The sequence below is a fragment of the Serratia sp. 25CWL12 genome, from assembly GCF_055790885.1.
The window spans coordinates 2,351,519-2,375,332 of sequence record NZ_CM147698.1 but is presented as its reverse complement, the minus strand read 5'-3'; the positions used below and the strand labels follow the sequence as shown (position 1 = coordinate 2,375,332).

The 23,814-nt window shown below is 51.8% G+C and carries 20 protein-coding genes; 17 read left to right on the top strand and 3 right to left on the bottom strand.

All coding sequences use genetic code 11. The features are described from left to right. Positions 1-4: 4 nt before the first annotated feature. The 7 genes from citX to ACX9GV_RS10295 all read left to right on the top strand — a co-directional run bounded on the left by citX (position 5) and on the right by ACX9GV_RS10295 (position 8,248). Positions 5-550 carry a citrate lyase holo-[acyl-carrier protein] synthase gene (gene citX, locus ACX9GV_RS10325; RefSeq protein ID WP_473195449.1) on the top strand — a complete coding sequence of 182 codons (546 nt, stop codon included), beginning with the start codon at positions 5-7 and terminating at the stop codon, positions 548-550. Continuing rightward, entirely contained in the window at positions 531-1,469 is a 939-nt protein-coding gene (gene citG, locus ACX9GV_RS10320) for a triphosphoribosyl-dephospho-CoA synthase CitG (RefSeq protein ID WP_473195448.1), read from the top strand. Before citX ends, citG begins: the two co-directional genes overlap by 20 nt. A 30-nt stretch (positions 1,470-1,499) precedes the next feature. Then, positions 1,500-2,963: an anion permease gene (locus ACX9GV_RS10315; RefSeq protein WP_473195447.1), complete on the top strand. Its 1,464-nt coding sequence runs from the start codon at positions 1,500-1,502 to the stop codon at positions 2,961-2,963. Positions 2,964-3,101: 138 nt separating this feature from the next. Continuing rightward, positions 3,102-4,331 (top strand): bifunctional glucose-1-phosphatase/inositol phosphatase, encoded by a 1,230-nt coding sequence (agp, locus tag ACX9GV_RS10310; protein ID WP_473195446.1) that lies wholly within the window; start codon positions 3,102-3,104, stop codon positions 4,329-4,331. 132 nt (positions 4,332-4,463) lie between these two features. Next, complete coding sequence (alkB, locus tag ACX9GV_RS10305; protein WP_473195445.1) at positions 4,464-5,111, top strand: DNA oxidative demethylase AlkB; 648 nt, start codon at positions 4,464-4,466, stop codon at positions 5,109-5,111. Positions 5,112-5,775: 664 nt separating this feature from the next. Next, positions 5,776-6,201 (top strand): hypothetical protein, encoded by a 426-nt coding sequence (locus tag ACX9GV_RS10300; protein ID WP_473195444.1) that lies wholly within the window; start codon positions 5,776-5,778, stop codon positions 6,199-6,201. Position 6,202: 1 nt separating this feature from the next. Next, entirely contained in the window at positions 6,203-8,248 is a 2,046-nt protein-coding gene (locus ACX9GV_RS10295) for an FKBP-type peptidyl-prolyl cis-trans isomerase N-terminal domain-containing protein (RefSeq protein ID WP_473195443.1), read from the top strand. 73 nt (positions 8,249-8,321) lie between these two features. Here the strand turns inward: ACX9GV_RS10295 and ACX9GV_RS10290 are convergent, their stop codons facing one another. Further along, entirely contained in the window at positions 8,322-9,779 is a 1,458-nt protein-coding gene (locus ACX9GV_RS10290) for an AMP nucleosidase (protein WP_473195442.1), read from the bottom strand. Between the two features lie 69 nt (positions 9,780-9,848). Further along, a complete protein-coding gene (locus ACX9GV_RS10285; RefSeq protein ID WP_473195441.1) occupies positions 9,849-10,745 on the bottom strand; it encodes a LysR family transcriptional regulator in 897 nt (298 codons plus the stop codon). A 112-nt stretch (positions 10,746-10,857) separates the two neighbouring features. Between ACX9GV_RS10285 and ACX9GV_RS10280 the strand changes: the two genes are divergently transcribed. The 3 genes from ACX9GV_RS10280 to ACX9GV_RS10270 are packed head-to-tail and all read left to right on the top strand — an operon-like array spanning position 10,858 to position 13,248. Continuing rightward, positions 10,858-11,148 carry a putative quinol monooxygenase gene (locus ACX9GV_RS10280; RefSeq protein ID WP_473195440.1) on the top strand — a complete coding sequence of 97 codons (291 nt, stop codon included), beginning with the start codon at positions 10,858-10,860 and terminating at the stop codon, positions 11,146-11,148. 54 nt (positions 11,149-11,202) lie between these two features. Next, positions 11,203-12,192 carry an aldo/keto reductase gene (locus tag ACX9GV_RS10275; RefSeq protein WP_473195439.1) on the top strand — a complete coding sequence of 330 codons (990 nt, stop codon included), beginning with the start codon at positions 11,203-11,205 and terminating at the stop codon, positions 12,190-12,192. Between the two features lie 42 nt (positions 12,193-12,234). Next, on the top strand, positions 12,235-13,248 hold the full coding sequence (locus ACX9GV_RS10270) for a zinc-dependent alcohol dehydrogenase family protein (protein WP_473195438.1): 1,014 nt from the start codon (positions 12,235-12,237) through the stop codon (positions 13,246-13,248). A 101-nt stretch (positions 13,249-13,349) separates the two neighbouring features. On the opposite strand, the gene ACX9GV_RS10265 is transcribed toward ACX9GV_RS10270, so the two are convergent. After that, a complete protein-coding gene (locus ACX9GV_RS10265; RefSeq protein ID WP_473195437.1) occupies positions 13,350-14,507 on the bottom strand; it encodes a hypothetical protein in 1,158 nt (385 codons plus the stop codon). Between the two features lie 619 nt (positions 14,508-15,126). On the opposite strand from ACX9GV_RS10265, the gene tssB reads away from it, so the two are divergent. The 7 genes from tssB (at position 15,127) to ACX9GV_RS10230 (ending at position 23,410) form a co-directional block, all read left to right on the top strand. Continuing rightward, a complete protein-coding gene (gene tssB, locus ACX9GV_RS10260) occupies positions 15,127-15,624 on the top strand; it encodes a type VI secretion system contractile sheath small subunit (protein WP_473195436.1) in 498 nt (165 codons plus the stop codon). Positions 15,625-15,659: 35 nt separating this feature from the next. Beyond that, positions 15,660-17,207: a type VI secretion system contractile sheath large subunit gene (tssC, locus tag ACX9GV_RS10255; protein ID WP_473195435.1), complete on the top strand. Its 1,548-nt coding sequence runs from the start codon at positions 15,660-15,662 to the stop codon at positions 17,205-17,207. A 12-nt stretch (positions 17,208-17,219) separates the two neighbouring features. Continuing rightward, positions 17,220-18,560: a type VI secretion system baseplate subunit TssK gene (tssK, locus tag ACX9GV_RS10250; RefSeq protein ID WP_037386069.1), complete on the top strand. Its 1,341-nt coding sequence runs from the start codon at positions 17,220-17,222 to the stop codon at positions 18,558-18,560. Positions 18,561-18,573: 13 nt separating this feature from the next. After that, positions 18,574-19,251 (top strand): type VI secretion system protein TssL, short form, encoded by a 678-nt coding sequence (tssL, locus tag ACX9GV_RS10245; protein WP_473195434.1) that lies wholly within the window; start codon positions 18,574-18,576, stop codon positions 19,249-19,251. Beyond that, positions 19,248-20,972, top strand: a complete 1,725-nt coding sequence (locus ACX9GV_RS10240) for an OmpA family protein (protein WP_473195433.1) — start codon at positions 19,248-19,250, stop codon at positions 20,970-20,972. Before tssL ends, ACX9GV_RS10240 begins: the two co-directional genes overlap by 4 nt. Positions 20,973-21,083: 111 nt before the next feature. Further along, positions 21,084-21,575 (top strand): type VI secretion system effector Hcp, encoded by a 492-nt coding sequence (gene hcp, locus ACX9GV_RS10235; protein WP_037383271.1) that lies wholly within the window; start codon positions 21,084-21,086, stop codon positions 21,573-21,575. 815 nt (positions 21,576-22,390) lie between these two features. Further along, positions 22,391-23,410, top strand: coding sequence for an IS110 family RNA-guided transposase (locus tag ACX9GV_RS10230; protein ID WP_473195432.1), 1,020 nt, complete (start codon positions 22,391-22,393; stop codon positions 23,408-23,410). Positions 23,411-23,814 lie beyond the last annotated feature (404 nt).

Below are 23,814 nucleotides of genomic sequence, written 5' to 3'. Positions count from 1 at the left end.
CGCCATGTTGCACATCGCCCCTGAATTGGCCACCAGCCACGCCATTGAGTTGCCGGAACTGCTTTCCAGCCGTGAATGCCGGCAGGCTCGGCAACAGGCGTGGTTGGCGCGCCACCAAAGCACGCTGTTGGTCTTGACGCTGGTAGTGCCCGGGGCAGTGAAAGACAGCCCAATGACGCGGCAGGTTTTCAACCTGGGGTGGCAGGCTTTACAGCACAGGTTTCAGCAACTGGGTTGGTGCAGCCTACAGCAGCAAACATGGGCATTATCAACCGGGTGTGAAGGTTATCTGGCGTTGCAGGCCGATGCCTATGCAGTGAAGAAAGCCACCATTGAGCTAGAACAGCAGCAACCGGTTGGCCGCTTGTGGGATATCGACGTACTGACGCCCCAAGGGCAAATTTTGTCACGTTCTGATCTTGGGCTGCCAGAACGCCCGTGTTTGCTGTGTGATCAGCCAGCCAAAATCTGTGCCCGCCAACGTCTCCATAGCACTGAACAACTGCTTAATGAAATGCAAAGGAGGCTCAATGTTGCTCTCGCAATCTGAACGCTCGCCAGCACTGAACCTCTGTTCCACCAGCCAGCACTTTGCCGACAATGCCTTTCAGGCATTACTGGTGGAGGTGAATTTAACCCCGAAACCCGGTTTGGTGGATCGCCGCAATAATGGTGCCCATCGTGATATGAACCTTGGCCATTTCTACCGCAGTTCACGGGCTATTGCCCGGTGGTTACCCCATTTTATCCGCCAGGGCGAGGCGGATGCAGGTTTGCCAGTGGAACAGCAACTGGCACGTATTCGCCCACTGGGCCTGGCTTGTGAAGCACAGATGTACCGGGCCACCGGGGGCGTTAATACCCATAAAGGCAGCGTATTTTCTTTGGGGTTACTGTGCAGCGCGTTTGGCCGTTTGCAACAGCAACAGCAGCAGATTGATAGCGCCAGCCTGTGCCAGCTGGTGGCTCAGATCTGTCGTGGTTTGGTTAACCGCGAGTTGTTACATAACAACACTGGGCAAACGGCGGGCCAGCGCTTGTTCGCCGAGTTTGGCTTGAGTGGGGCGCGCGGTGAAGCTGAATCGGGCTTCCAACAGGTGATCAACGGGGCGTTGCCACAGTATCAACAAAAAATGGCGGAGGGGGGCAGTGAACAGATTGCGCTGCTCGATAGCCTGCTATGGCTGATGGCCTTTAACGATGACACCAACGTCGCTTCTCGGGGCGGCATCGCCGGGTTGCGTTGGTTACAACAGTATGCACAGCAATTATTGAACCTAGGTGGGGCCGGGGCACCGCAGGGTATCGCACGCCTGCGCCAGTTTGATGCCGCTTGTATTGCCCGCAACCTGAGCCCCGGTGGCAGCGCCGATTTATTGATCGTGACTTGGTTACTGGCACAACTGCCGCAGCCACTACAACCACCACCACAGCCACCACAGCCATCTAGTGATACCCAATTGGATTGAGAAAAATAACAAAGCTTCAGGAGAGTGTGTATGTCGGAAACCAAAGAGAAAATATGGAAAGCACTGGCCCCGTTAGTGGTGCTTGCGGTGCTTCTACTGATACCCGCGCCGGAGGGGATGCCGCCACAAGCCTGGCGTTATTTCGCCATCTTTGTGGCGATGATTGTCGGTATGATCCTGGAGCCCATCCCAGCAACGGCAATCAGCTTTATTGCGGTGACGGTCAGCGTGCTGAGTTCCAACTGGGTGCTGTTCGGGGCGGAAGAACTGGCTAACCCGGGGTTTAAGGCCGGTAAAGAGGCGCTGAAGTGGGGGCTGGCTGGGTTCTCCAGCACCACCGTTTGGCTAGTATTTGGCGCTTTTATCTTTGCCTTGGGCTATGAAGCCACCGGGTTGGGGCGGCGCATTGCCCTGTTCCTGGTAAAATTTATGGGTAAACGCACCCTGACGTTGGGTTACGCCGTGGTGATTATCGATATCCTGCTGGCACCTTTTACTCCATCGAACACCGCGCGTACCGGGGGAACGGTATTCCCGGTGGTGAAAAACTTACCACCGTTGTTCGACTCTTTCCCTAATGATCCCTCTTCACGCCGTATTGGCGGCTACCTGATGTGGATGATGGTGGTTGGCACCAGTATCAGTTCCTCGATGTTTATTACCGGTGCGGCACCGAACGTTTTAGGTATTGAGTTCGTGAGCAAAATTGCCGGGGTAAACATCAGTTGGATGCAATGGTTCTTGGCTTTCCTGCCTGTGGGGCTGTTGTTGCTGATCATTGCGCCGTTGATTTCCTACTACTTGTATAAGCCAGAAGTGACTCACAGTAATGAAGTGGCCAGTTGGGCGGACACGGCACTGGGGGAGATGGGCAAACTGACGGGTAAAGAATATACCCTGATTGGTCTGGTACTTCTTAGCCTGAGTCTGTGGGTATTTGGTGGTCATTTGGTTGACGCCACAGCCGTGTGTTTGCTGGCGGTTTCACTGATGCTGGCACTGAGAGTGGTGAGTTGGCAGGCGATTACCAAGTATTCCAGTGCCTGGAATACCTTGGTTAACCTGGCAACGCTGGTGGTGATGGCCAGTGGCCTGACGCGCTCCGGTTTTATTGACTGGTTCGCGGCCACCATGAGTACGCATCTGGACGGTTTCTCACCAAAAATGACGGTGATTATGCTGGTGCTGGTGTTCTATTATGCACACTACCTGTTTGCCAGCCTTTCAGCCCACACTGCAACTATGCTGCCGGTGATCTTGGCGGTGGGTAAAGGGTTGCCAGGGGTACCGATGGAGCATCTGTCCATTCTGCTGGTGCTGTCTATCGGTATCATGGGGGTCTTGACGCCTTATGCCACCGGCCCGGGGGTGATCATTTACGGCTGTGGCTATGTGAAATCGAAAGATTATTGGCGGCTAGGGGGCATCCTTGGCGTGGTCTATATCTCGGCATTACTGTTAATTGGCTGGCCAATTCTCAGCCTGTGGTATTGATTGAATCAGCAGCCATCCACCGATGGCTGCTGTTCCCCCTCACCGTGATACCTCTCACATACTTTCCTCTCTAATGCCCCCATGATAGCCAGTGAACATTAACCCTTTAAAAATAATCATATTTAGGGAGCCTCGCTAATGAAAAACAACCGTTTATTATTCTGCTTACCTCTACTGTTTAGTGCCACCGTTGTTGCTGAAACTCACCATTATCAATTGGAACAGGTGCTGGTGATGAGCCGCCATAATTTACGTGCGCCGCTGGCGAACAATGGCAGTGTATTGGCGCAGTCCACCCCGAAAGCCTGGCCACAGTGGGATACACCGGGTGGTTTGTTGACCACCAAAGGTGGCGTGCTGGAAGTGTATATGGGGCACTACTTTAATGCCTGGCTCAAGCAGGCCGGGGTATTGCCAGCAGAAGGTTGCCCGGCTAAAGAGAGCGTTTATGTTTATGCCAACAGTTTGCAACGTACCGTGGCGACCGCACAGTTCTTTACCAGCGGGGCCTTTCCTGGCTGTGATATCACCGTTCATCATCAAGATAAAATGGGCGAGATGGACCCCACCTTTAACCCGATTATCACTGATACCAGCGAAGCTTTTAATCAACAGGCGTTAAGTGCCATGAATGCCGCTCTGGCTTCACAAAAGTTGGACGCGTCCTATAAGCAGTTGGCAGAGATTATCGATTATCCGCACTCTACCGCCTGCACGCAGGATAAGCAGTGCGACCTGACGGCTGAACCGAGCAAAATGAGTGCGGTAGCGGGCAAAGAACCGGGGGTGTCCGGGCCATTGAAAGTAGGCAATTCGTTGGTGGATGCCTTTATGCTGCAATACTACGAAGGTTTCCCCATCAAGGAGGTGGCTTGGGGCAAAGTCACCACGCCACAGCAGTGGCAGCAGTTAGCTAAGTTGAAAGATGGCTATCAGGACTCGCTGTTCACCTCGCCGGTAGTGGCTCAGAACGTTGCTAAACCGCTACTCACCTATATTAACTCGGTGTTGATAGGGGAACGTAAATCCGATTCCCCCAAACTGACGCTGCTGGTGGGGCATGATTCCAATATTGCTTCACTGCTTTCGGCGATGAAATTCAAACCTTACCATTTACCGAACCAATATGAGAAAACCCCCATTGGCGGCAAATTAGTGTTTCAGCGTTGGCACGACGCTAAGGATAATCGTGATTTGTTGAAGATAGAGTATGTCTATCAATCTACCGAGCAACTGCGGGGCGCTACCCCGTTAACGCTGCAAAATCCACCACAGCGCGTCACCTTGGCGCTGGAAGGTTGCCCTATCGATAAACAAGGGTTCTGCGCCTGGAGTGATTTTGAAAAAACCATGAAGACGATGCTCTAGCGGCAGTCTGACGGGGCACAGGGTGCTGTGCCCTTTACCTGCATTTTAAGCAATCTGGTATATTATATTCTCCGCTTGCACTGCTTTGTGACATTGTCACAAAATTAATTCATTGGTAATGATAGGTAGGCAATGACGATCGACCTGTTTGAAGATGCACTTCCTCCCCCATGGCGTGAAGAAATCGCTCCCGGTGCGCTGGTGCTACATGGCTTTGCCCGCAACCATGGTGCCGAATTGCTGGCAGCGGTGAATAGTGTGGTGGATCAGGTACCTTGGCGGCATATGACGACGCCAGGAGGATTTACCATGTCGGTGGCGATGAGCTGGTGTGGCAACGGCTGGAATAGTGACAGCCACGGCTATGGTTATTCGCAACGTGACCCGGGTAGCGGAAAATGCTGGCCTGATATCCCCGAAATCCTGATGGCACTGGCGGATGAAGCAGCGATGCAAGCGGGTTTTGGTCACTATGTGCCCGATGCCTGTTTATTTAATCGCTATGATCCTGGGAGTAAACTTTCATTGCATCAAGATAAAGATGAATGTGACTTTAGCGCACCGATTGTGTCGATATCGCTGGGGCTACCGGCCATTTTTCAGTTTGGTGGTTTGCAACGCAGTGACAAAACCAGACGTATTCCCCTCGCTCATGGCGATGTGGTGGTGTGGGGCGGGCTTTCACGTCTCTGTTTTCACGGTATTATGCCGGTGAAAGAGGGCTATCACTCGTTGGTGGGTTCACACCGCATCAATATCACCTTGCGCAAGGCGCTGTAATGGGGGAGAGGTTATAGGGGGGCATGTTGTCTTTATCGCCACAAATATTTTCTAGGATGATGGCTCATTGGTGCCATCACCATAATTAATTTCTGCATCATATCAGGCGTGAATGTAAAAAATATTATTTAGGAAAATTCTAACTATTCACTTGCTATATTCTGATTATCAAAAGAACTATTGATGCCATCCTTAATGATTTATTATTCACTCGGTGAATTTATTTAAAAAAATAGTAATTTCTCTGAATGGTTTAATGCTGGTAAAACTCCGCCAATTTTAATTTTATTTATTCTTTTATTTTTTAATTTATCAATAAAAATCATCATGTTAAGTTGATTCTATGAGGTTAATTAATTTGTTGTGGTGGATTTGTAAAGTGGTATCGGTAAGGTTTAGTTGTTCACCTAAATAGAAAGCCCTTAAAACACTAAGGGTTGCCGGAGTGAAAATATATCAGTATTATATTGCCGCAATGCGCTAAGTTAACTATCGATGTATCTAGGTAAAAATAATGTGAGTTGCAGGGCTAGTACAGTTTTAATCAGCCGTGTGATGTGTCGGCCCTATTTCAATGTGTCTCTAAGAAGGTTTCTCTTTGCCACGCCTGCTTAGATTTAACTGAATTAATTTTAAGTATGACCATTTTTAAAAGGTATTTTCCATGAGAAGCAGTCAACAGAAATTCTATTTAGGCGTGTTATGGTGCGGTATTTTGCTGTTGGCGGGCTGTCAGGCTACTGCAAAGAAAACCCATCAGCCGGAGACAGTGAACATACAGGCTCCGGTTAAATCCAACAGCGAGGTTGCCACCCCGAAAGTGGTTGAGGAACATAAAGCCAGCCAGATTGGCTTGTGTCAGAGTGAACTTGCCTCACTGAAGCAGATCAACCCGAAGGCTTATGCAGCCAAGCAAGCTCACTTCAATCGTTTGGTTAATAATGCCTCGCTCTATAACAGCGTGCGCGGTGAGGTCAACCCGGCGACCAAAGATACGATTGACGCCTTGTACAAATATAAGACCAATCAATTATGTGCCGATATTGCGCGCGAAGTGATGCAAGGCTTGATACAGAAGGGGGAGGGTTGATGTGAAACGCAGGATATATTGCGGTGTGTTGATGACATTGGCGCTGCCGCTGGGTGGTGTAAGGGCCGAGGGAACCGCGACGACCACCGCGGAGACATTGAACTTACTGGAAGTGCTTACCAATCAAGAGAGCACTTCACCTGAAGTCTTGCTTTTGATACCTTCACCCAGTGCTACGCAATACCCTGCAAGCAGCAAGCTTATCCCAGCAAATTCACCTGATGTATTAATTAAGCCCGCCAATGAAAGTACCCGAGGTGATATCCGAAAAATACAGGCGCTGCAGGATACTATTGGTCAGCTAAAGGGGAAAATCAGTAAGCAAGAAGTAGACCTGGAGGCATTGCGTAAAAAACCATCGCAGCAACAATCATTACAGCAACAATCATTACAGCAACAGTCATTACTGCAACAACCATCACAGCAACAACCTCAGGCTTCTGAATACGCCAGCTTGAAGCAGGCATTATTGAAATTACCGCAGCAATGGTTGATACAACTCAGTAATAACAGTGACAAACAGCAGTTAATAAAACAGTCACAGCAAAATCAGCAGCAACTGGTGAGTTTACAAGAGCAATTGGCGGTACAGGCCAAACAGAATGAGCAAAAAACAGATAAAATTAAGCAATTACAGCAACAACTGGCGTTAACCGGTCAGGAACATTCGCAACAACGCCAGCAAGATCAACAAGCCAGCACGCTGTTGCGACAGCAGTTAGCGACCCAACGCCAAGATAACCAACAGCAAGCCGAACAGATTAAGCAATTACAGCAACAACTGGCATTAACCGGCCAGGAACATTCGCAACAACGCCAGCAAGATCAACAAGCCAGCACACTCCTACAACAGCAGTTAGCGACCCAACGCCAAGATAACCAACAGCAAGCCGAACAGATTAAGCAGTTACAGCAACAACTGGCATTAACCGGCCAGGAACATTCGCAACAACGCCAGCAAGATCAACAAGCCAGCACGCTGCTGCAACAGCAGTTAGTAGCCCAGCGCCAAGATAACCAACAGCAAGCTGAACAGATAAAGCAGTTACAGCAACAACTGGCGTTAACCAGCCAGGATAATGCCCGGCAATCTCAGCAATTGACACAACTGCAACAAGCTCTGCAGGAACTGACCCGATTACAGCAACAGTTAGCCGCACAAACTAAGGATGGTGAGCAGAAATCATTGCAGCTTGTGCAGTTGCAACAGGCACAACAAGCCAGCCAGCAGGAAAATGCGATGTTACAGGGGCAATTGGCTACGCAGAGCAAAGAGAATCAGCAGAAAACCGACTCTCTTAAACAACTCCAACAAAAGTTGACTGATAGCGAGAAGCATCAAACCAAGCTGGTGGTTGCTGCAATCAACCCTAAAAGTGAGCAGGAAAAACGCGACTATGCCATCGGCACCGCCTTGGGTAGTGACATTCTAATGTTACTGGATAGCAAAAAATCACAAGGGGTGGAGGTTAATCATCAATTGGCGCTGGCGGGTGTCACCGATGTGATCAATGGCCAGCCAAAATTGCCCCAAGAGCAGATTGTTACGGCTTTACAGGCCAGTGAAGTTGAGCTGGATAGTCAGTATAAAAAGATCAAACGACAGAATGAGCAGCAAGGCAGCCAATATATCAACAAGTTTAAAAAACAGCCGGGAGTCGTTAAGTCTGAACAAGGCTTTTATTATCGTATCAATTATGCCGGTGACCAAAAATTTAGTGAGCAAGATACGGTGATAGTGGTGGTGAAAGAGAGCCTGACGGATGGCAAAGTGATCAAAGACATGGAACTGACTGGCACCTCAATTTCACAACCTTTAAGCGCCTATCCACCGCTGTTTCGCGAGGCAATGGGTAAGCTCAAGAACCATGGCAACATGACCCTGGTGGTGCCCCCAAAGTTGGCTTATGGTGATAACGGTTTTGCACCCGATATACCGCCAGCAGCGACGATGGTCTATAACCTACGGATCCTTGATGTGATAGCCGAATCGGCCAGTCAAACCAGCAATAACGATAACAACAATCAGTCAGGAGAGGTTCAGTAACCGGAAAGGCCAGGCCGCAGCGGTTGGCGTTGGCTGAACCAACACCGCTGCGGCTTGAATTGCGCTGGGGTGATCAGCGGAATGGAGGCTCATCGAAGGTGCGAAGCTTGCGGGAGTGCAGGCGCTCTCCTTCAGCCCTGAGCAGGTCGATGGCGCAAATCCCAATCTGCAGATGCTCGGAGATCGCTCCTTCATAAAAACGGTTTGCCTGACCAGGTAACTTGATCTCACCATGCAATGGCTTATCCGATACGCATAACAATGTGCCGTAAGGTACCCGGAAACGGTATCCTTGCGCGGCGATGGTCGCACTTTCCATATCTACCGCCACGGCTCGGCTAAGGTTAAAGCGCCGTGCAGAAGCGGAATAACGTAGCTCCCAGTTACGGTCATCGGTAGTGACCACGGTACCGGTACGCAACCGCTGTTTGACCGCTTCCCCCGGCATACCACTCACTGTTTTGGTAGCATCAAATAGCGCACGTTGTACCTCAGCAATACTGGGGATCGGAATATCTGGCGGTAGAACGGAATCCAGAACATGGTCGTCACGCAGATAAGCATGTGCCAGCACATAATCACCGATTGACTGACTTTCCCGCAGACCACCACAGTGGCCAATCATCAGCCAGGCATGTGGGCGCAGTACCGCCAGATGGTCACAAATGGTTTTAGCATTTGAAGGGCCGACACCGATATTGACCAGAGTGATCCCTTGGCCATTGTTGGCAATCAGATGATAGGCGGGCATCTGGTGATTTTTCCAGGCCAAATCAGAGGCAGCTTGTTGCTGATTGAGGTTTTCTGCTGTCACATAGTGCCCCCCAGCACAGGACAAGGCATGGTACTGGCTGTCAGGATCGGCGATTTGGCTACAGGACCAACGGACGAATTCATCAACATACCGGGTATAGTTGGTGAACAAGATAAAATGTTGAAAGTGCTCTACCGGCGTGCCGGTATAGTGGCGCAGGCGTGCGAGTGAAAAATCGGTACGCAGCGCATCGAAATGGGAAAGGGGGAAATGCTTGGCAAAATGGAACAACCCATCAGCGGTTTCATCCCCGATCTGTGCCAGCTCAGTGGTAGGGAAGTGCTTGGCAAGGCTGGCGCTCATGCTCCTATCCAACAGCAGATTGGAACCATCGATCACATAAGGAAAGGGGATCTCCTGTTGTGAGGGCAGCACTTCAATGGTTGCGGTGTATTCACTTTCCAGCAAAGCAAGTTGCTCGGCTAAATAAGGGCGCAACAACTGCGGGCGAGTAATGGTGGTGGTGTATTTACCTGGTCGATTAAAGCGACCATAAGCCCGAGTTTTACTCGGGGTTGGCGGTTCCCCTTCCCAGTGGATGCGCAGCTCAGGGTAAGAAAACAGCCCATTATCCCGTGCCTGTGCTGTTGGCAAGGTGCCATGGGCGATAAAATCCTTGATGGCTTCACGCAAGGCAGATACCGAAGCGTTGTACATCTCCTCAAGTTTGTCGAGGGCTTGCTCTGCCGTTAGCGTGGTTTCTGGCGGTGTGCTCATGGTGTCCCCTGGTTTTTGCAACATCTCAGCATAGTAAAAAGTACAGACAGTGTAGGTTAAGCAACAGATTCATACCATCAACAAGGGGTTTTGCTGGCAAAAGGTGGCTAGATGCTCAATTAGCGCGCGGACCCTGGCGGGAACATATTGTTGCTGGGACCATACAGCATAAATCTCACGTGAGGAGGTCTGCCACTCTGGTAATAGTTGAATAAGCTCCCCTCGTTGCAGTGGGTTATGGCACAAACTTTCTGGGCAAAACAAGATCCCTAATCCCGCTAAGGCGGCTTGTAGTGCCAGATAGACACCGTTAACACAAAACTTCCCTTGAGGTTGCCAGCTTACCGATTCGCCGCTTTGGCGGTGCCGCATTGACCAGGTGGATAATGGGGTACTAATCAGCAGGTCGTGCTGCTTTAGCTCCTCTATTGATTCTGGGGTGCCATTTTTAGCCAGGTAACCGGGAGACGCTACCAGCAGGACTGCTTTGCTCTGCCCTAATTTCCGCATATTGAGTAATGAATCTGGTTGAGCGCCGACACGGATCGCGAGATCTGCACCACTGCCGATTAAATCCTGCGTGTAATTATTCAGTTCCAGCTCGAGCCGCACTTCTGGATATTGCGTCATAAATGATATCCAGGCTGGAGCCAAATTATCATTGGCTAAATCCGTTGGTGCCAATACGCGGATCAGCCCGCTAACTTCATGCAGTGTTACATCCAGCTTGGCGGTGGCTTGCTGCAGAGAATGTATCAGTGGTCGGCACAGCTCATAATATTGCCAGCCTTCGCGGGTCGGGGTCATCCGTCGCGCGCTACGATGCAACAGACGGCAACCCAAGTGCTGTTCTAACTTCTGCAAGCGACGGGTGAGCGTCGGGGCCGGCATAGAGACTTTCTCGGCTGCTGCCCGCAAACTGCCCGCTTCAACCGTACTGACAAACAGTGCTAATTCATCCAGCATGATTTCATATATGGAATTTAAGATTTAATTATTCAATCTAGTTTCATTAATCCGCCTTGTCTACAATTTCTCATCGATTGCGATAAATGTTTTTTACCAGAGGAGAATGACCATGAACCACAAGGCTGAAGCAACGGCGTTAATTAAATCCAAACCAGGCAAAGAGGCTGAACTGAAATCTGCCATTCTGGATTTAATCGAGGAAACAGTAAAAGAACCAGGATGTGAGCTTTTTAAGATTTTTCAAAATGAGAGTAACCCGCAAGAGTTTACTCTCTGGGAAATTTTTACCGACCAGTCAGCGTTGCAGGAACATCTGGAAAAAAGTTACACCCTGAATTTCTTCGCTCTTGAGCTTACTGAATCCATTTCCGCCATTCATCACCAGCAATTAAGCCGGTAGTTGTTGGCGATAAGCCAATTTTCTGAGTTATCCACTGAGAAACAAGGAGGAGTGATGCAAAGGCGCACATTAGGTAAAGATGGCCCGCGAGTCTCTGCCATCGGGCTTGGCTGTATGGGGATGAGCGCATTCTATGGTGCTCATGATGATAATGAATCACGCATCACGCTACACTATGCTTTGGAGCGTGGTATTAATTTCCTTGATACCTCAGATATGTATGGCCCACATACTAATGAACGTCTGGTTGGCAGCGCCATTAAAGGGCGGCGTGATAACGTATTTTTGGCCACCAAATTTGGTATTCAGTTGGACGCGAATGACCTTCATCTGCGCCATGTGAATGGTCGGCCAGAATATGTTCATGCAAGTTGTGATGCCAGTTTAAAACGCCTGGGGGTCGACTGTATTGACCTTTATTATCAGCATCGTATTGATGCTAATGTTCCGGTTGAAGAAACCGTTGGCGCCATGGCTGAGTTGGTAACCGCAGGGAAAGTGCGTTATCTCGGGTTATGTGAAGCATCAGCACCAACGCTAGAGAGAGCCCATAAAGTTCACCCGATCACTGCGCTGCAAAGTGAATATTCGCTATGGACCCGAGATCCTGAAAATGAAGTATTGGCGGCTTGTAAACGCTTAGGCATCGGTTTTGTGCCATACAGCCCCCTAGGTCGCGGTTTTTTGACCGGAGCGATTAAAAAGCTAGAAGATTTTGATGCTGATGATTTTCGCCGAGACAACCCGCGTTTTCAAGGGGATAACTTTGCCCGCAATCTTTACCTGGTTGAACAAATCAAGGCCATGGCGCGGGATAAAGGCTGTTCACCCGCACAATTAGCACTGGCCTGGGTATTGGCACAGGGGGAATATTTGGTGCCGATTCCTGGCACTCGCAGAATCAACAATCTTGAGGAAAATATCGCAGCATTAAACGTGACATTGACGAACAGTGAACTGGCTTCGATTGATGCCGCCTTTCCTCTGGGAGCAGCCAGCGGTACTCGTTATCAAGAGAGTGTTATGCACTTGTTAGCAATCTAATACATATGGAAGTAGCGTATTTATCGCCATAGGAATACTCAGATGCAAAGCTATCGTTTCAAAGAATTTGGCAATCTTGAACACTTAGGCCTTTATCAGGAGGACTTACCTGTGCCGCAGGCTCGGGAGGTGTTAATCCGGGTACGCGCAACTTCGCTGAATTATCGAGACTTGGCGATTATGAACGGCCAATACACCTTGCCGTCTAGCCCTGGACATATCCCATTATCAGATGCGGCGGGTGAAGTGATGCAAATTGGCGAACGTGTCGAACGCTTTAACGTTGGCGATCGGGTGGTGAATACTTTCATGCCTCGCTGGTTTGGCGGCTCTTTTCAGGCCTCGGCACGGGATGAGGTTTATGGCAGTAATCGCGATGGTTGGCTTACTGAATATAAGGTGGTTAGCGAGGAGTCACTGTTACCCTTACCCGATTACCTCAGCTTTGACCAGGGAGCAACGCTGCCTTGTGCTGCAGTCACTGCCTGGTCGGCCCTTAACGGTGATCGGCCGATAAAAGCGGGGGAGACGGTACTAACCTTAGGCACCGGTGGCGTTTCACTGTTTGCGATACAGTTAGCAAAAGCAATGGGGGCCCGGGTTATTGCCACTACCTCAAGTGAAAGTAAAGCCGCACAGTTACAGGCATTGGGCGCAGATGAAATCATTAACTATGTGCAACACCCAGCATGGAGTCAGGAAGTATTACGCTTAACGGCTGGGCAGGGGGTTAACCGAGTGATCGAAGTCGGGGGACCCGGTACGCTAAACCAGTCAATCGATTCTATCTGTATTGGGGGGGAACTGGCGTTGGTCGGTTTTGTGGCTCATGATGCGCAGGCAATCAATTTCTTCAGCCTGTTCAAGAATGGCGCACGCTTTCGGGTGATTAGTGTTGGTTCACGTGAAGATTTTGAACAAATGAATAGAGTACTGGTTCAACACAAAATTATCCCGGTCATTGATAGCGTTTTTCCATTTGCCGAAGCCAAACAAGCCTGGCAACGTTTTGCTTCACGCCAACACGTGGGGAAAATCGTTATCACTCATAGCTAAGTGCATGGGGGAAGGTGTTCCCCGTTGCCTTGAATGGTAATATTGGTTTCTGGCTATGGCGGACCTACACGGTTAACCGAGAGTGTTCTTTAATCTCTGGTTTAAGGTGACAGAATCCTATTTCGGATAGCCCCCGCCAGTGCCGGGTTTTTCCCGTCGCTATCTTTATAATCCGCCCACTGAATTACGTTGCGTTCAAGAATGGCTTGGATCACCGGACGTGGAGCATACTCAATCAGGTATTCCAACAGTGATTCAGCGTGATGGGCGGCAGGTTTCTCCTTAAGAATGCCAGGAGTGGCGGCGATTTTATCCGCAACAGCCACCATACCCAGCAGTGCTTCGGCCTGAATACGGTAAACGGGTTTTTCAGGAGGATGGTACCCCCATAAAAACTGAATTAGTTCCACACTGGCTTCCGGTAAAATTCTGGCGTAAACCTCATTGCTCAGGAGCTCAGGTATTTTATCGAGGATAATTTTCGCGGTAGTTTTATACTGCTGCTTTTCTTCTTTCGTTGGTATATCCGAAAAGTAGAAATTCTGATCTAACGGATTTTCCTGGCGCAGAAAGGCACGGTTGTTTTTTGCCTGTTCATCATCACCATCCAACAACTCGCTAAACGCACGTAGTGCATTAAGATTGTGACGTTTTACCGCTATTGAGAAGATGGTGCCATCATAGGCATGTGTCTGAAATGGGTCCGCGCCTCTGGCCAGCAATTCACGAAACGTGGCTTCAGGCATATCCGAGCTCTCTACGGCTTTGTGCAACATTTCCTGGAGGAATTCCGGATCCTCAAGTCGGCGATTAAATGCCTCACTACTTTGGTCGATATCACGTAGCTGGCGCATATCTTTGCCAGTCTGTAGTTTGGTAGACAAATTTGTCTCTGAGATGCCAAAGAAGAAGATAAATAATATCAGTGCAAAGAAATGGCCAAATAATAGTCCATAAGTGATCGACTTCAGCGTACTGAAGACGAAAGAACCAATCACTATCCCTAGCAGCATGGCTATAGAAGCGGCGATAAACATGCTGAAAGTTTCGTCGACGTTGTAGAAATTTAGCCACCACCAAATGATCAGTATGGCTAGCAATTGAGGTAACACCATCCATAGCAAAAGGATACGGCTTCTAGAATGCCTGAGTGACTTTACCAGTAAAAATAAAAGCACTCCCGCCGCAATACAGAGGGTCGACAGCAGTACTAATATCATAAACACCTCAAACCAGGTAAAACTTAAAACACTTAGCATCACGAAAATTCCTTATAGCGTTGTATTCAAAGACCCTGGCACTTACAGACGGCATTTATAGATGTGGCACTGCTGATCGAAGACGGCAATATTGCCACAATAGGCGGAGAGGCTCTAGTGAGGAACGCCATAGAACTCAGTGATACGTTGAGACATCTTGCACAAACAATCACTGGTCGGCAGCTTATTAAGAAAAAATGCCTATAGCACAACAATTTTTTCTGTGTTAATCGGCTACTGATTAATGCAGCTACAGCGCAAAGCATTGTTGGGATTCCCTGGGAGTCATATTAAGAAAAATCTTATAAATCATTGAAGTGAGGTATAATGCGCTCTGGTGGGGTTTGAAATATTTACTTACAATTATCTTGTTTATTAATTTCCTTAATGCTTCTATTGTGGTCGCCATAGGTTTTTATCTGACCATTTTTCCAGTCTCAGAAAAACTTATGATACACAGCGCTCTGCCCTTATCTTGTTATATAAATAGGTTGGTTGGTGACCCTGTTGTTGTCTGCATCCGGTGATGCAAAAGGAAGTGGTTGTTTGGCAAGGGGCCATACCGGTTTATTTTCCGGGGCAGACCGTTCTTCATTCTCTTTGTTGAACAGGGTTAGCTATGTCAAATTCCTTCCAAAATGAAATACCGAAAGCCAGGATCAACCTGAAATTAAACCTCCATACAGGAGGGGCGCAAAAGAAGACCGAATTACCGTTGAAATTGTTGGTGGCGGGTGACTTTAGTCATGGTCAAGAGACGGCCTCATTGTCTGAGCGCGAAAAGCAAAATATTAACAAAAATAATTTTAATAGCGTCCTACAGGATTTCTCACCTTCTGTCAATATTGCGGTGGAAAATACCTTGGCGGGGGATGGCAGTGAAGAAAATATCTGCCTGACCTTCCAGAACATGAAAGACTTTACCCCGGAACAGGTTGCTCGTCAAATCCCGCAACTGAAAGCCATGCTGGCGATGCGCAGTCTGCTGCGTGACCTCACATCCAACCTGCTGGATAACCAGGCGTTCCGTAAAGAGCTGGAAAAAATCCTGCGTGACCCTGCCCTGAGCAATGAACTGCGTTCTGAACTGTCTGCCCTGGCGCCTCAACAGCCTTAACCGGCGACCGGTTTTTAATGGATTAACACGAGATAATGCTAATGACTGTAAAACATGAAAATGCGACCGCGGGTGAAAGCGTGGTATTAGAGCGCCCAGCAGCAGGCGGTGTTTATGCCTCCCTGTTTGAAAAAATCAACCTGAGCCCGGTTTCCCACCTCAGTGCGCTGGACAGCTGGCAGGATGCCCAGGCGATGTCTGATGCCACGGCCGATGAACGTTTGACCGCCGGGGTGCAGGTGTTCCTCGAGCGTCTGCGCCTGGCCGGCACCAAAGTGGAAAAACTGGATAAAACCCTGATTGACCACCATATCGCCGAACTGGACTTTCAGATCAGCCGCCAACTGGATGCGGTGCTGCATCATGAAGAGTTTCAGGCGGTAGAGTCATTGTGGCGCGGCGTCAAATCCCTGGTGGACAAGACCGATTTCCGCCAGAACGTGCGCATTGAACTGCTGGACTTGTCGAAGGAAGATTTGCGTCAGGATTTTGAAGATGCGCCGGAGATTATCCAGACCGGGCTGTACAAGCACACGTATATTGATGAATACGATACGCCTGGTGGCGAGCCGATTGCTGCACTGATTTCTTCTTATGAGTTCGATGCCTCGGCACAAGATGTGGCGCTGCTGCGTAATATATCAAAAGTCTCTGCCGCTGCCCATATGCCATTTATCGGTTCAGCCGGGCCCAAATTTTTCTTGAAAGACAATATGGCCGATGTTGCCGCTATCAAAGACATTGGCAACTATTTTGACCGCGCCGAGTACATCAAGTGGAAATCCTTCCGCGAGACCGATGACTCCCGCTACATTGGTTTGGTGATGCCGCGCGTGCTGGGTCGCCTGCCGTATGGCCCAGATACCGTGCCGGTACGCAGCTTCAACTACGTGGAAGAGGTCAAAGGCCCGGACCATGACCGTTACCTGTGGACCAATGCCTCGTTTGCCTTTGCCGCCAACATGGTGCGCAGCTTCATTAATAACGGCTGGTGTGTACAAATCCGTGGCCCGCAGGCCGGTGGTGCGGTGCAAGACCTGCCGATTCACCTGTATGACCTGGGTACTGGCAATCAGGTGAAAATCCCGTCCGAAGTGATGATCCCGGAAACCCGTGAATTTGATTTCGCCAACCTGGGCTTCATCCCGTTGTCGTACTACAAAAACCGCGATTACGCCTGCTTCTTCTCCGCCAACTCCACCCAGAAGCCGGCACTATACGACACCGCCGATGCCACTGCCAACAGCCGCATCAACGCGCGTTTGCCGTACATCTTCCTGCTGTCGCGTATCGCTCACTACCTGAAGCTGATCCAGCGTGAAAACATCGGTACCACCAAGGACCGCCGTCTGCTGGAGCTGGAGCTCAATACCTGGGTACGTAGCCTGGTGACCGAGATGACCGACCCGGGTGATGAACTGCAAGCCTCTCACCCGCTGCGCGATGCGAAGGTGATTGTGGAAGACATCGAGGACAACCCGGGCTTCTTCCGCGTGAGACTGTACGCCATTCCGCACTTCCAGGTGGAAGGGATGGATATCAACCTGTCACTGGTTTCGCAGATGCCAAAAGCCAAAGCCTAAGGCAGGTGAAGTGTGAAAACGGAACAACCGTTATGGGGGCGGGGGATCATGGTCTCGCCCCAGCATTTCCAGCAGCAGGCCGCGTATGCGGCCTGGTCAACGGAATGTCTGGCACAGATGGGTTTGACGCATCCCTGGGGCGTGCTCCAGGCGGCGTTTGACCTTGACGCGTTAAAACTGGGGCGCCTTCAGGGGCGCCATTTGCAGGTGCGCTTTCAGGATGGCACGTTGGTCGATACCGACAATGCCGATAGCCTGCCGCCGGTACTGGCACTCGATACGGCACAGCAGGAGGTGGTGGTGGTGCTGGCGTTGCCGATGTTGCGTGCCAACGGCGGCAACTGCCTTACCCCGGAGGAAGTGGCGGAGCGCCCGACCCGTTATCGTCAGCGTTGGCGTGATGTGCGCAATCAATTTGGCGATGACACCCGCCAGATAGCCATTTTGCAGCCCGAACTGACATTACGTTTTGCTCACCAGAATAACAGTGACTACCTGGTGTGCCCGGTGGCGCGCTTGCAGCAGGATATGCAGGGTGCCTGGTCACTGGATGATACTTTTCTGCCGCCGTTGCTGAAGGTGGAAAGCAGCCGTTGGTTGTTGAACCAGCTTGAACAACTGATGACCCAGTTGCGCGCGCGGTTGACCCGCCTGATGGCGATGCGCCGTGAGAGCAATGAACGCATGGCAGATTTTGCCGTGGCCGATGTGTCGCTGTTCTGGTTGCTCAATGCGCTCAACAGTGCCGAACCGGTGTTGGGGCAGTTCCTGCGTTTTCCCCAAAGTCCACCGGAGCGGCTCTATCCTGAACTGGCGCGTCTGGCGGGCAGTCTGCTGACGTTCTCGCTGGAGCATCAGGTCAGTGCGATACCGGCCTGGCAGCATGAGCAACTCAATGAGGTGTTTCCGCCGCTGTTTGATTTGCTGAGTGACTTGCTGGAAGCCAGCCTGCCATCACGGGTGGTGTCCATTGAGCTCGAGCACGACAAGCGTCTGCATCAGTGGTTGGCGCGTCTGCAAGACCCGCGTCTGCGCGAAGGGGCGGATTATTACCTCTCGGTGCGTTCACCGCTGCCGGTGGCGCAACTTCAGGAGCAGTTCCCGCGCCAGTGCAAGGTGGGCAGTCCCGATTATGTCGCCAGCCTGGTGAATGCCTCGCAACAGGGCGTGCCCCTCAAACCGCTGCGTCACGTCCCTGCGGCTATCCCGTTGCGCCTGGAAAACCAGTATTTCTCCCTGGATTTATCACACCCGGCGGCGCGCGAGATGCTGGAGAGTGGCAACTGTATGTTCTATGTCCCAGGCATGCTTGGCGAGCCTGAGCTTGAGCTGTTTGCGGTGCTGAGAACATGAGCCAGAGAACGCTATGAGTCAGATAAAAAAGTGTGATATTGACGCGCTGTTGCAAAACACCTGGCTGCAGGTGATTAGCCTGCGCCATGGCCCCGAGTTTCAGGAAGGGGAAGGGCGTGTACTGTGGGAACGCTGTGTGGCGGACGTTGAACAGGTCCAGCAGGCGTTGAAACAGGCCGGTTATAGCGAGGCCAATCGCCAGCATATCCTGTATGCCCAGTGCGCGCTGATTGACGAAGTGGTCAAGGGGCGCGGGGTGCAGGATGATGCCTGCGTACAGTGGTACGACGTGCCGTTGCAGGGTCATTTTCTCGGGACGCTGGAAGCGGGGGATGCCTTGTGCAACCGCATGCGTGATGTGCTGCATGAACCGGCCCCGGACAGCGCGGTGCTGACCTGTTTCCACCGGGTGATGATACTGGGTTTTCTCGGCGGTTATCGGCAGTTGGATGATCCGGCGCGGCGCCAACTGGTCAAGGCACTGAGTGAGCAGGTCGCCCCCTTCAGCCATCCGCAGAACGCCCCGCTGCTGGCGTCGGCCCGTGGTGGGCGCAGTCGTCTGGGCCGTTGGCTCGCCTCTTGGCCTGCCTGGATGGGGTTCAGTGTGCTGGTGCTGGCGGCGCTGTGGTGGGGGCTTGACCACTGGCTGAGCCAGATATTGGCCACCCTGTTGCCGGGGGCGGTGAAATGAGTGCGTTACAACACCGTTTGCTGGCGCTGTGGGCGGCGTTGCTGGTCAGCGTGGTCTGCCTGGTTTTTCTGCCCCTGTCACGCCTGTCTTCCCTGGGGCTGATGGTGTTGTGCTGGCTGTTGATTGCCCTGTGCTGGCGCCTGGCCAGCCGCCGCCATGGGCGTGGCGTGGCGGTGAGCCTGGATGCGCTGCCCGAGGCCAGTTATCGCCAGCCGGTAGTGCTGGTATGCGGTGATTTAGCCCAGCCCTGGCCTGCCGCCTCGCCTGTTCTGGTGGTGTCGCAAGGCTGTTGGGTGCGGGTGGAGGCCGGTCAGGATGTGGCTCAAGTCGCCCGTCAATTGTTGCAGTTACGGCCCGACTGGGGGCGCCAACTGGCAGTGATGGTCACGGTGTGTCCGCAACAACACCCGGAGAGCGAGACGCTGACCAGCGACTTGCTGATGTTGCGTTGGCAAATCAGCCAACTGCAACGGGACACCGGGCATCGCGTGCCGCTGGTACTCAATGGTCAGGCGGGGAGTGCCCTGCTGCGTGACCGGGTGTGGCAATCGGCCATGACGGGTGACGAGGTCAATGTGTGGCGTGAGTCGGCGGCACCCTGTTCGGTGGCCCGCTGGGTGACGGCGGAGGGCACCTCGGCACTGGAACAACAGGTGTTGTTCAACAGCCTGATGGCCTGGTTTGAGCAACATGTCCAGTCCGTATTCAGTGCCCCTAACCCGGATATCCCGGCCATTGTGCCTTGTGCGGTAGTCTGGGGCATGGGCCCGGCCCTGGCGGACGCGCTGCCGCAGTCATTGTGGACCCACTGGCTGACTCGTCAGACCGCCCTCAACCGTTCGGCAGGCTGGTTGCCGGGCCAGGCGGTTATCACCGACAACTCGCTGTTACCGGATTTTGTGCTGCCGCTGCTGCCGGAAGGGCGGGGCCTGACCCCGCGCCAGCGCACCTGGCGTGGCGGGATTGCCCTGTTCACGCTGGCGGCCATCGCTGCCTTGTGCAGCAGTGGCTGGAACAACCGCCATCTTGTACAGCGGTTGAGCTTTGATATTGCGCACTATGACGGTATCTCGATGGACAATTACGCCCCGAAAGCCGAGGCGGTCAAGGTGCTGCGTGAAGACGCCCAGCAGTTGGACCACTGGGCACGCAATGGGGCCCCGCTGGGGATAAGCCTTGGCTTGTACCAGGGGGGGCGCCTGCATCTGCCGGTCCTGGAGGCCATTCGCGCCTATATTCCGCCCCCGCCGCCGTCGACCCCGCAAACGGAAGCCGAGCCGAAAATCGTTCGCCTCGACAGCCTGTCGCTGTTTGATTCCGGCAAGGCGGTACTGAAGCCCGATTCCACCAAAATGCTGGTGAATTCCCTGGTGGGCATCAAGGCCAGACCGGGCTGGCTGATAGTGGTCAGCGGGCACACCGACAACACCGGCAATGCCAAACAGAACCAGACGCTCTCCTTGCAACGTGCCGAAGCGGTGCGTAACTGGATGCGTGATACCGGTGATGTGCCGGAAAGCTGTTTTGCGGTGCAGGGGTATGGCGACAGCCGACCTTTGGCACCGAATGACACGGACGCCGGACGGGCACAAAACCGGCGTGTCGAAATCAGTCTGGTACCGCAGGCAGACGCCTGCCAGGTACCGGACAACAACCCGCCGTCATCACTGGATGGTGACGGTACACAACAAGGTACCCAAGCTCATTCGAGTGGCAGCTAGGCGGCAACTGAACGAATCCCGATGAGCTTACTGGAGTAAGTAATTCGGGTGAGAGAAGGCAGTCAACAACGCAGCAATTTGAATGACGACGGTATAAATGGAGAAAAACCAATGGCAATACCAGTATATCTGTGGCTGAAGGATGACGGCGGTGCCGACATCAAGGGTTCTGTTGATGTCAAAGACCGTGAAGGCAGCATCGAAATCGTTGCTCAGCAGCATAACCTGTATATCCCGACTGACAACAACACCGGCAAACTGACGGGGACCCGTATTCACACCCCGTTCCTGTTTACCAAGGAAATCGATGCCTCCAGCCCGTACCTGTACAAGGCAGTGACCACCGGTCAGACCCTGAAGTCAGCGGAGTTCAAGTGGTACAAAATCAATGACGCGGGCCAGGAAGTGGAGTACTTCAACACCAAACTGGAAAACGTCAAGGTCGTGAAAGTCAACCCGGTGATGCACGACATCAAAGACCCGGCGTATGAGAAACACAACCACCTGGAGCAGTTAGAGCTGCGCTACGAAAAAATCACCTGGACTTACAAAGACGGCAACATCATTCATTCCGATTCCTGGAACGAACGTACTACCGCGTAATACCGGCGCGGACAGGTTCGCCTGTCCGCCCTTTACTTTTCTGAGTACCTGTCGACGGGTACTGAGCAAAGTGGTTAGACCTCGCACACGAACCTTCTGTTCTGTGTGCGACACATTTCGGACACTGAACCTCGTGCGCTTGGGTTGATAGCGAAGGGCGGTAGCGTGTCAAAACAGACGCTTCCGTGCTGCAAGACAAAAAGGCGAAATAATCGGTATAAGCACTGATAAGAAATGAGCTGCAATAACCCCATAACGTCTCTGAAGGTAAAATGTGCTCGAGGGGTGAGTGCCATTTAAGGCGCTGAACGAAGGCATGACGCATAGGCGAACCCGCCATGGAGGGCGGGTTCAGGCGAGATGAACAGGGACGTGAATCGCAGCCGGCCGTGATGCGCCATGGCGTAGTGAGGGTAGTCGCGCCAGCGACCGCCTGATCTGGCACAGGGCCGGGGTGCAGGGGGCTGGCTCTTGAGCCCCCTGCTCGGGCGCATTCTTCGGTGGTGAATGGAACACCGCTCATCCAGCGCTCGAAAGCCATACCGAGCTACAGAGGGAAAATTAATGGCAATTAATTTCAGAGTAATACTTGCCAATCATTCAGGGAGATCCGACAACCGATAAATCCGTCATTCAAGTGAGCACGGTGGTTGACGCCATTGAAGGCGTTGAACGCAGATGCGGCGCATAGGCAAACTCGCCATGGATGGTGAGTTTAGGCGAGACAGACAGGGATAATGAGATGGACGCTCCAACTTTTACGGCATCAAAGTGCCAAAATGTGAGCGTGAAAACTCAAAAGAAGGAGCGTCCAAATGAAAGTATCTACCCTCGGTATCGACTTGGCAAAAAATGTTTTCCAGCTTCATGGCGTTGATCACAATGGCAAGACGGTTCTGAAGAAAAAACTGACTCGCGATAAATTCGTGCCTTTTATCATGCAACTGGAACCTTGCCTTATTGGGATGGAGGCCTGTGCTTCGAGTCATCATTTCGCTCGGGTGCTGACTCAGTTTGGCCATCAGGTCAAATTGATGCCACCGCAATATGTCAAACCCTACGTCAAAACCAACAAGACCGATGCTGCTGATGCCGAAGCGATTTGTGAAGCAGTTACACGTCCCAACATGCGCTTTGTGCAGGTAAAAACCGCTGAGCAGCAGGCAGTTCTTGCTTTGCATACCGAGCGAGACATCCTCATTCGGGAACGTATCGCCTGTGTAAACAGCCTACGGGCTATACTGGCCGAGTTTGGCCTCATTATGGCAGTTGGTCGGAAAGCGTTTAATCAAGGTATTCCCGATATTCTGGAAAATGGGGATATCGAGCTATCGCCATTTATTCGACGCAGTGTTGCTCGTCAGTTTGAGCATATCCAGTCGTTGGAAGACCAAGTCACCTTGATTGAGCAAGAGCTCAGCCAGTGGGCGCAGACCCAGCCAGCCTGTCAGCGGGTAATGAAAGTGCCGGGTGTCGGGTTGCTGACCTCGACCTATCTGGTTGCGTCGGTTGGTAACGGACAGCAATTTCATTGTGCGAAACAGTTTTCCGCCTGGCTGGGCCTGACACCACGTGAACACTCCAGCGGTGGTAAACAGCGGCTAGGCAGCATCAGCAAACGAGGCGATGGCTACTTTCGATATTTGCTGGTACACGGTGCCCGTGCTGTAGCCTCGGTGATTGAACGCCATAAAGAAGACATGCCGTGGTTATTCGCCTTGCTGCAAAAGAAAAACTACAACGTAGCGGTGGTGGCGCAGGCGAGCAAAACGGCACGTATTCTGTGGTCAATGCTGGTGAAAGAAACAGAATATCGACCCGTTATCACCCATTGAGACAAGCTCAAAGGGTGATAACGGGTCAGCAAGAGTAAAACGCAGTCCGGTAGTTGCATGTGTAATCAAGAAGATGGCGAAACAGGTAAGACCGCAGGTGAGACAATCCGATACAGACGAGGGTATTTTGACCCGTAGGGATGTAAGGAACTCACCTGGCGGATTTCATCATGGTTCGGGTCACAACAAGACCCAGAAAGAAACCGGATATATGGCTGCAATACCTGTTCACTTTTTTCAAGAAAACACTCGCATTATCGGGAGCGTCCATATACGTCTGTAGCAGCCGGCCGTCATGCGCCGCAGCGGAGTGAAAGCAGTCGCGCCAGCGACCGCCTGAGTTGGCGCAGGCGCGGGTTATCAGGGGCCACGCCTTTGGCCCCTGATTCGGTCGCAGGCTCGGT

Coding starts and splice junctions, on each gene's coding strand:
- tssC (WP_473195435.1), top strand. CDS start 15,660: ATGCTAATGACTGTAAAACATGAAAATGCGACCGCGGGTGAAAGCGTG.
- tssB (WP_473195436.1), top strand. CDS start 15,127: ATGTCAAATTCCTTCCAAAATGAAATACCGAAAGCCAGGATCAACCTG.
- ACX9GV_RS10275 (WP_473195439.1), top strand. CDS start 11,203: ATGCAAAGGCGCACATTAGGTAAAGATGGCCCGCGAGTCTCTGCCATC.
- citX (WP_473195449.1), top strand. CDS start 5: ATGTTGCACATCGCCCCTGAATTGGCCACCAGCCACGCCATTGAGTTG.
- alkB (WP_473195445.1), top strand. CDS start 4,464: ATGACGATCGACCTGTTTGAAGATGCACTTCCTCCCCCATGGCGTGAA.
- citG (WP_473195448.1), top strand. CDS start 531: ATGTTGCTCTCGCAATCTGAACGCTCGCCAGCACTGAACCTCTGTTCC.
- agp (WP_473195446.1), top strand. CDS start 3,102: ATGAAAAACAACCGTTTATTATTCTGCTTACCTCTACTGTTTAGTGCC.
- ACX9GV_RS10230 (WP_473195432.1), top strand. CDS start 22,391: ATGAAAGTATCTACCCTCGGTATCGACTTGGCAAAAAATGTTTTCCAG.
- tssL (WP_473195434.1), top strand. CDS start 18,574: ATGAGTCAGATAAAAAAGTGTGATATTGACGCGCTGTTGCAAAACACC.
- ACX9GV_RS10265 (WP_473195437.1), bottom strand. CDS start 14,507: ATGCTAAGTGTTTTAAGTTTTACCTGGTTTGAGGTGTTTATGATATTA.
- hcp (WP_037383271.1), top strand. CDS start 21,084: ATGGCAATACCAGTATATCTGTGGCTGAAGGATGACGGCGGTGCCGAC.
- ACX9GV_RS10300 (WP_473195444.1), top strand. CDS start 5,776: ATGAGAAGCAGTCAACAGAAATTCTATTTAGGCGTGTTATGGTGCGGT.
- ACX9GV_RS10240 (WP_473195433.1), top strand. CDS start 19,248: ATGAGTGCGTTACAACACCGTTTGCTGGCGCTGTGGGCGGCGTTGCTG.
- ACX9GV_RS10285 (WP_473195441.1), bottom strand. CDS start 10,745: ATGCTGGATGAATTAGCACTGTTTGTCAGTACGGTTGAAGCGGGCAGT.
- ACX9GV_RS10315 (WP_473195447.1), top strand. CDS start 1,500: ATGTCGGAAACCAAAGAGAAAATATGGAAAGCACTGGCCCCGTTAGTG.
- ACX9GV_RS10270 (WP_473195438.1), top strand. CDS start 12,235: ATGCAAAGCTATCGTTTCAAAGAATTTGGCAATCTTGAACACTTAGGC.
- ACX9GV_RS10280 (WP_473195440.1), top strand. CDS start 10,858: ATGAACCACAAGGCTGAAGCAACGGCGTTAATTAAATCCAAACCAGGC.
- ACX9GV_RS10290 (WP_473195442.1), bottom strand. CDS start 9,779: ATGAGCACACCGCCAGAAACCACGCTAACGGCAGAGCAAGCCCTCGAC.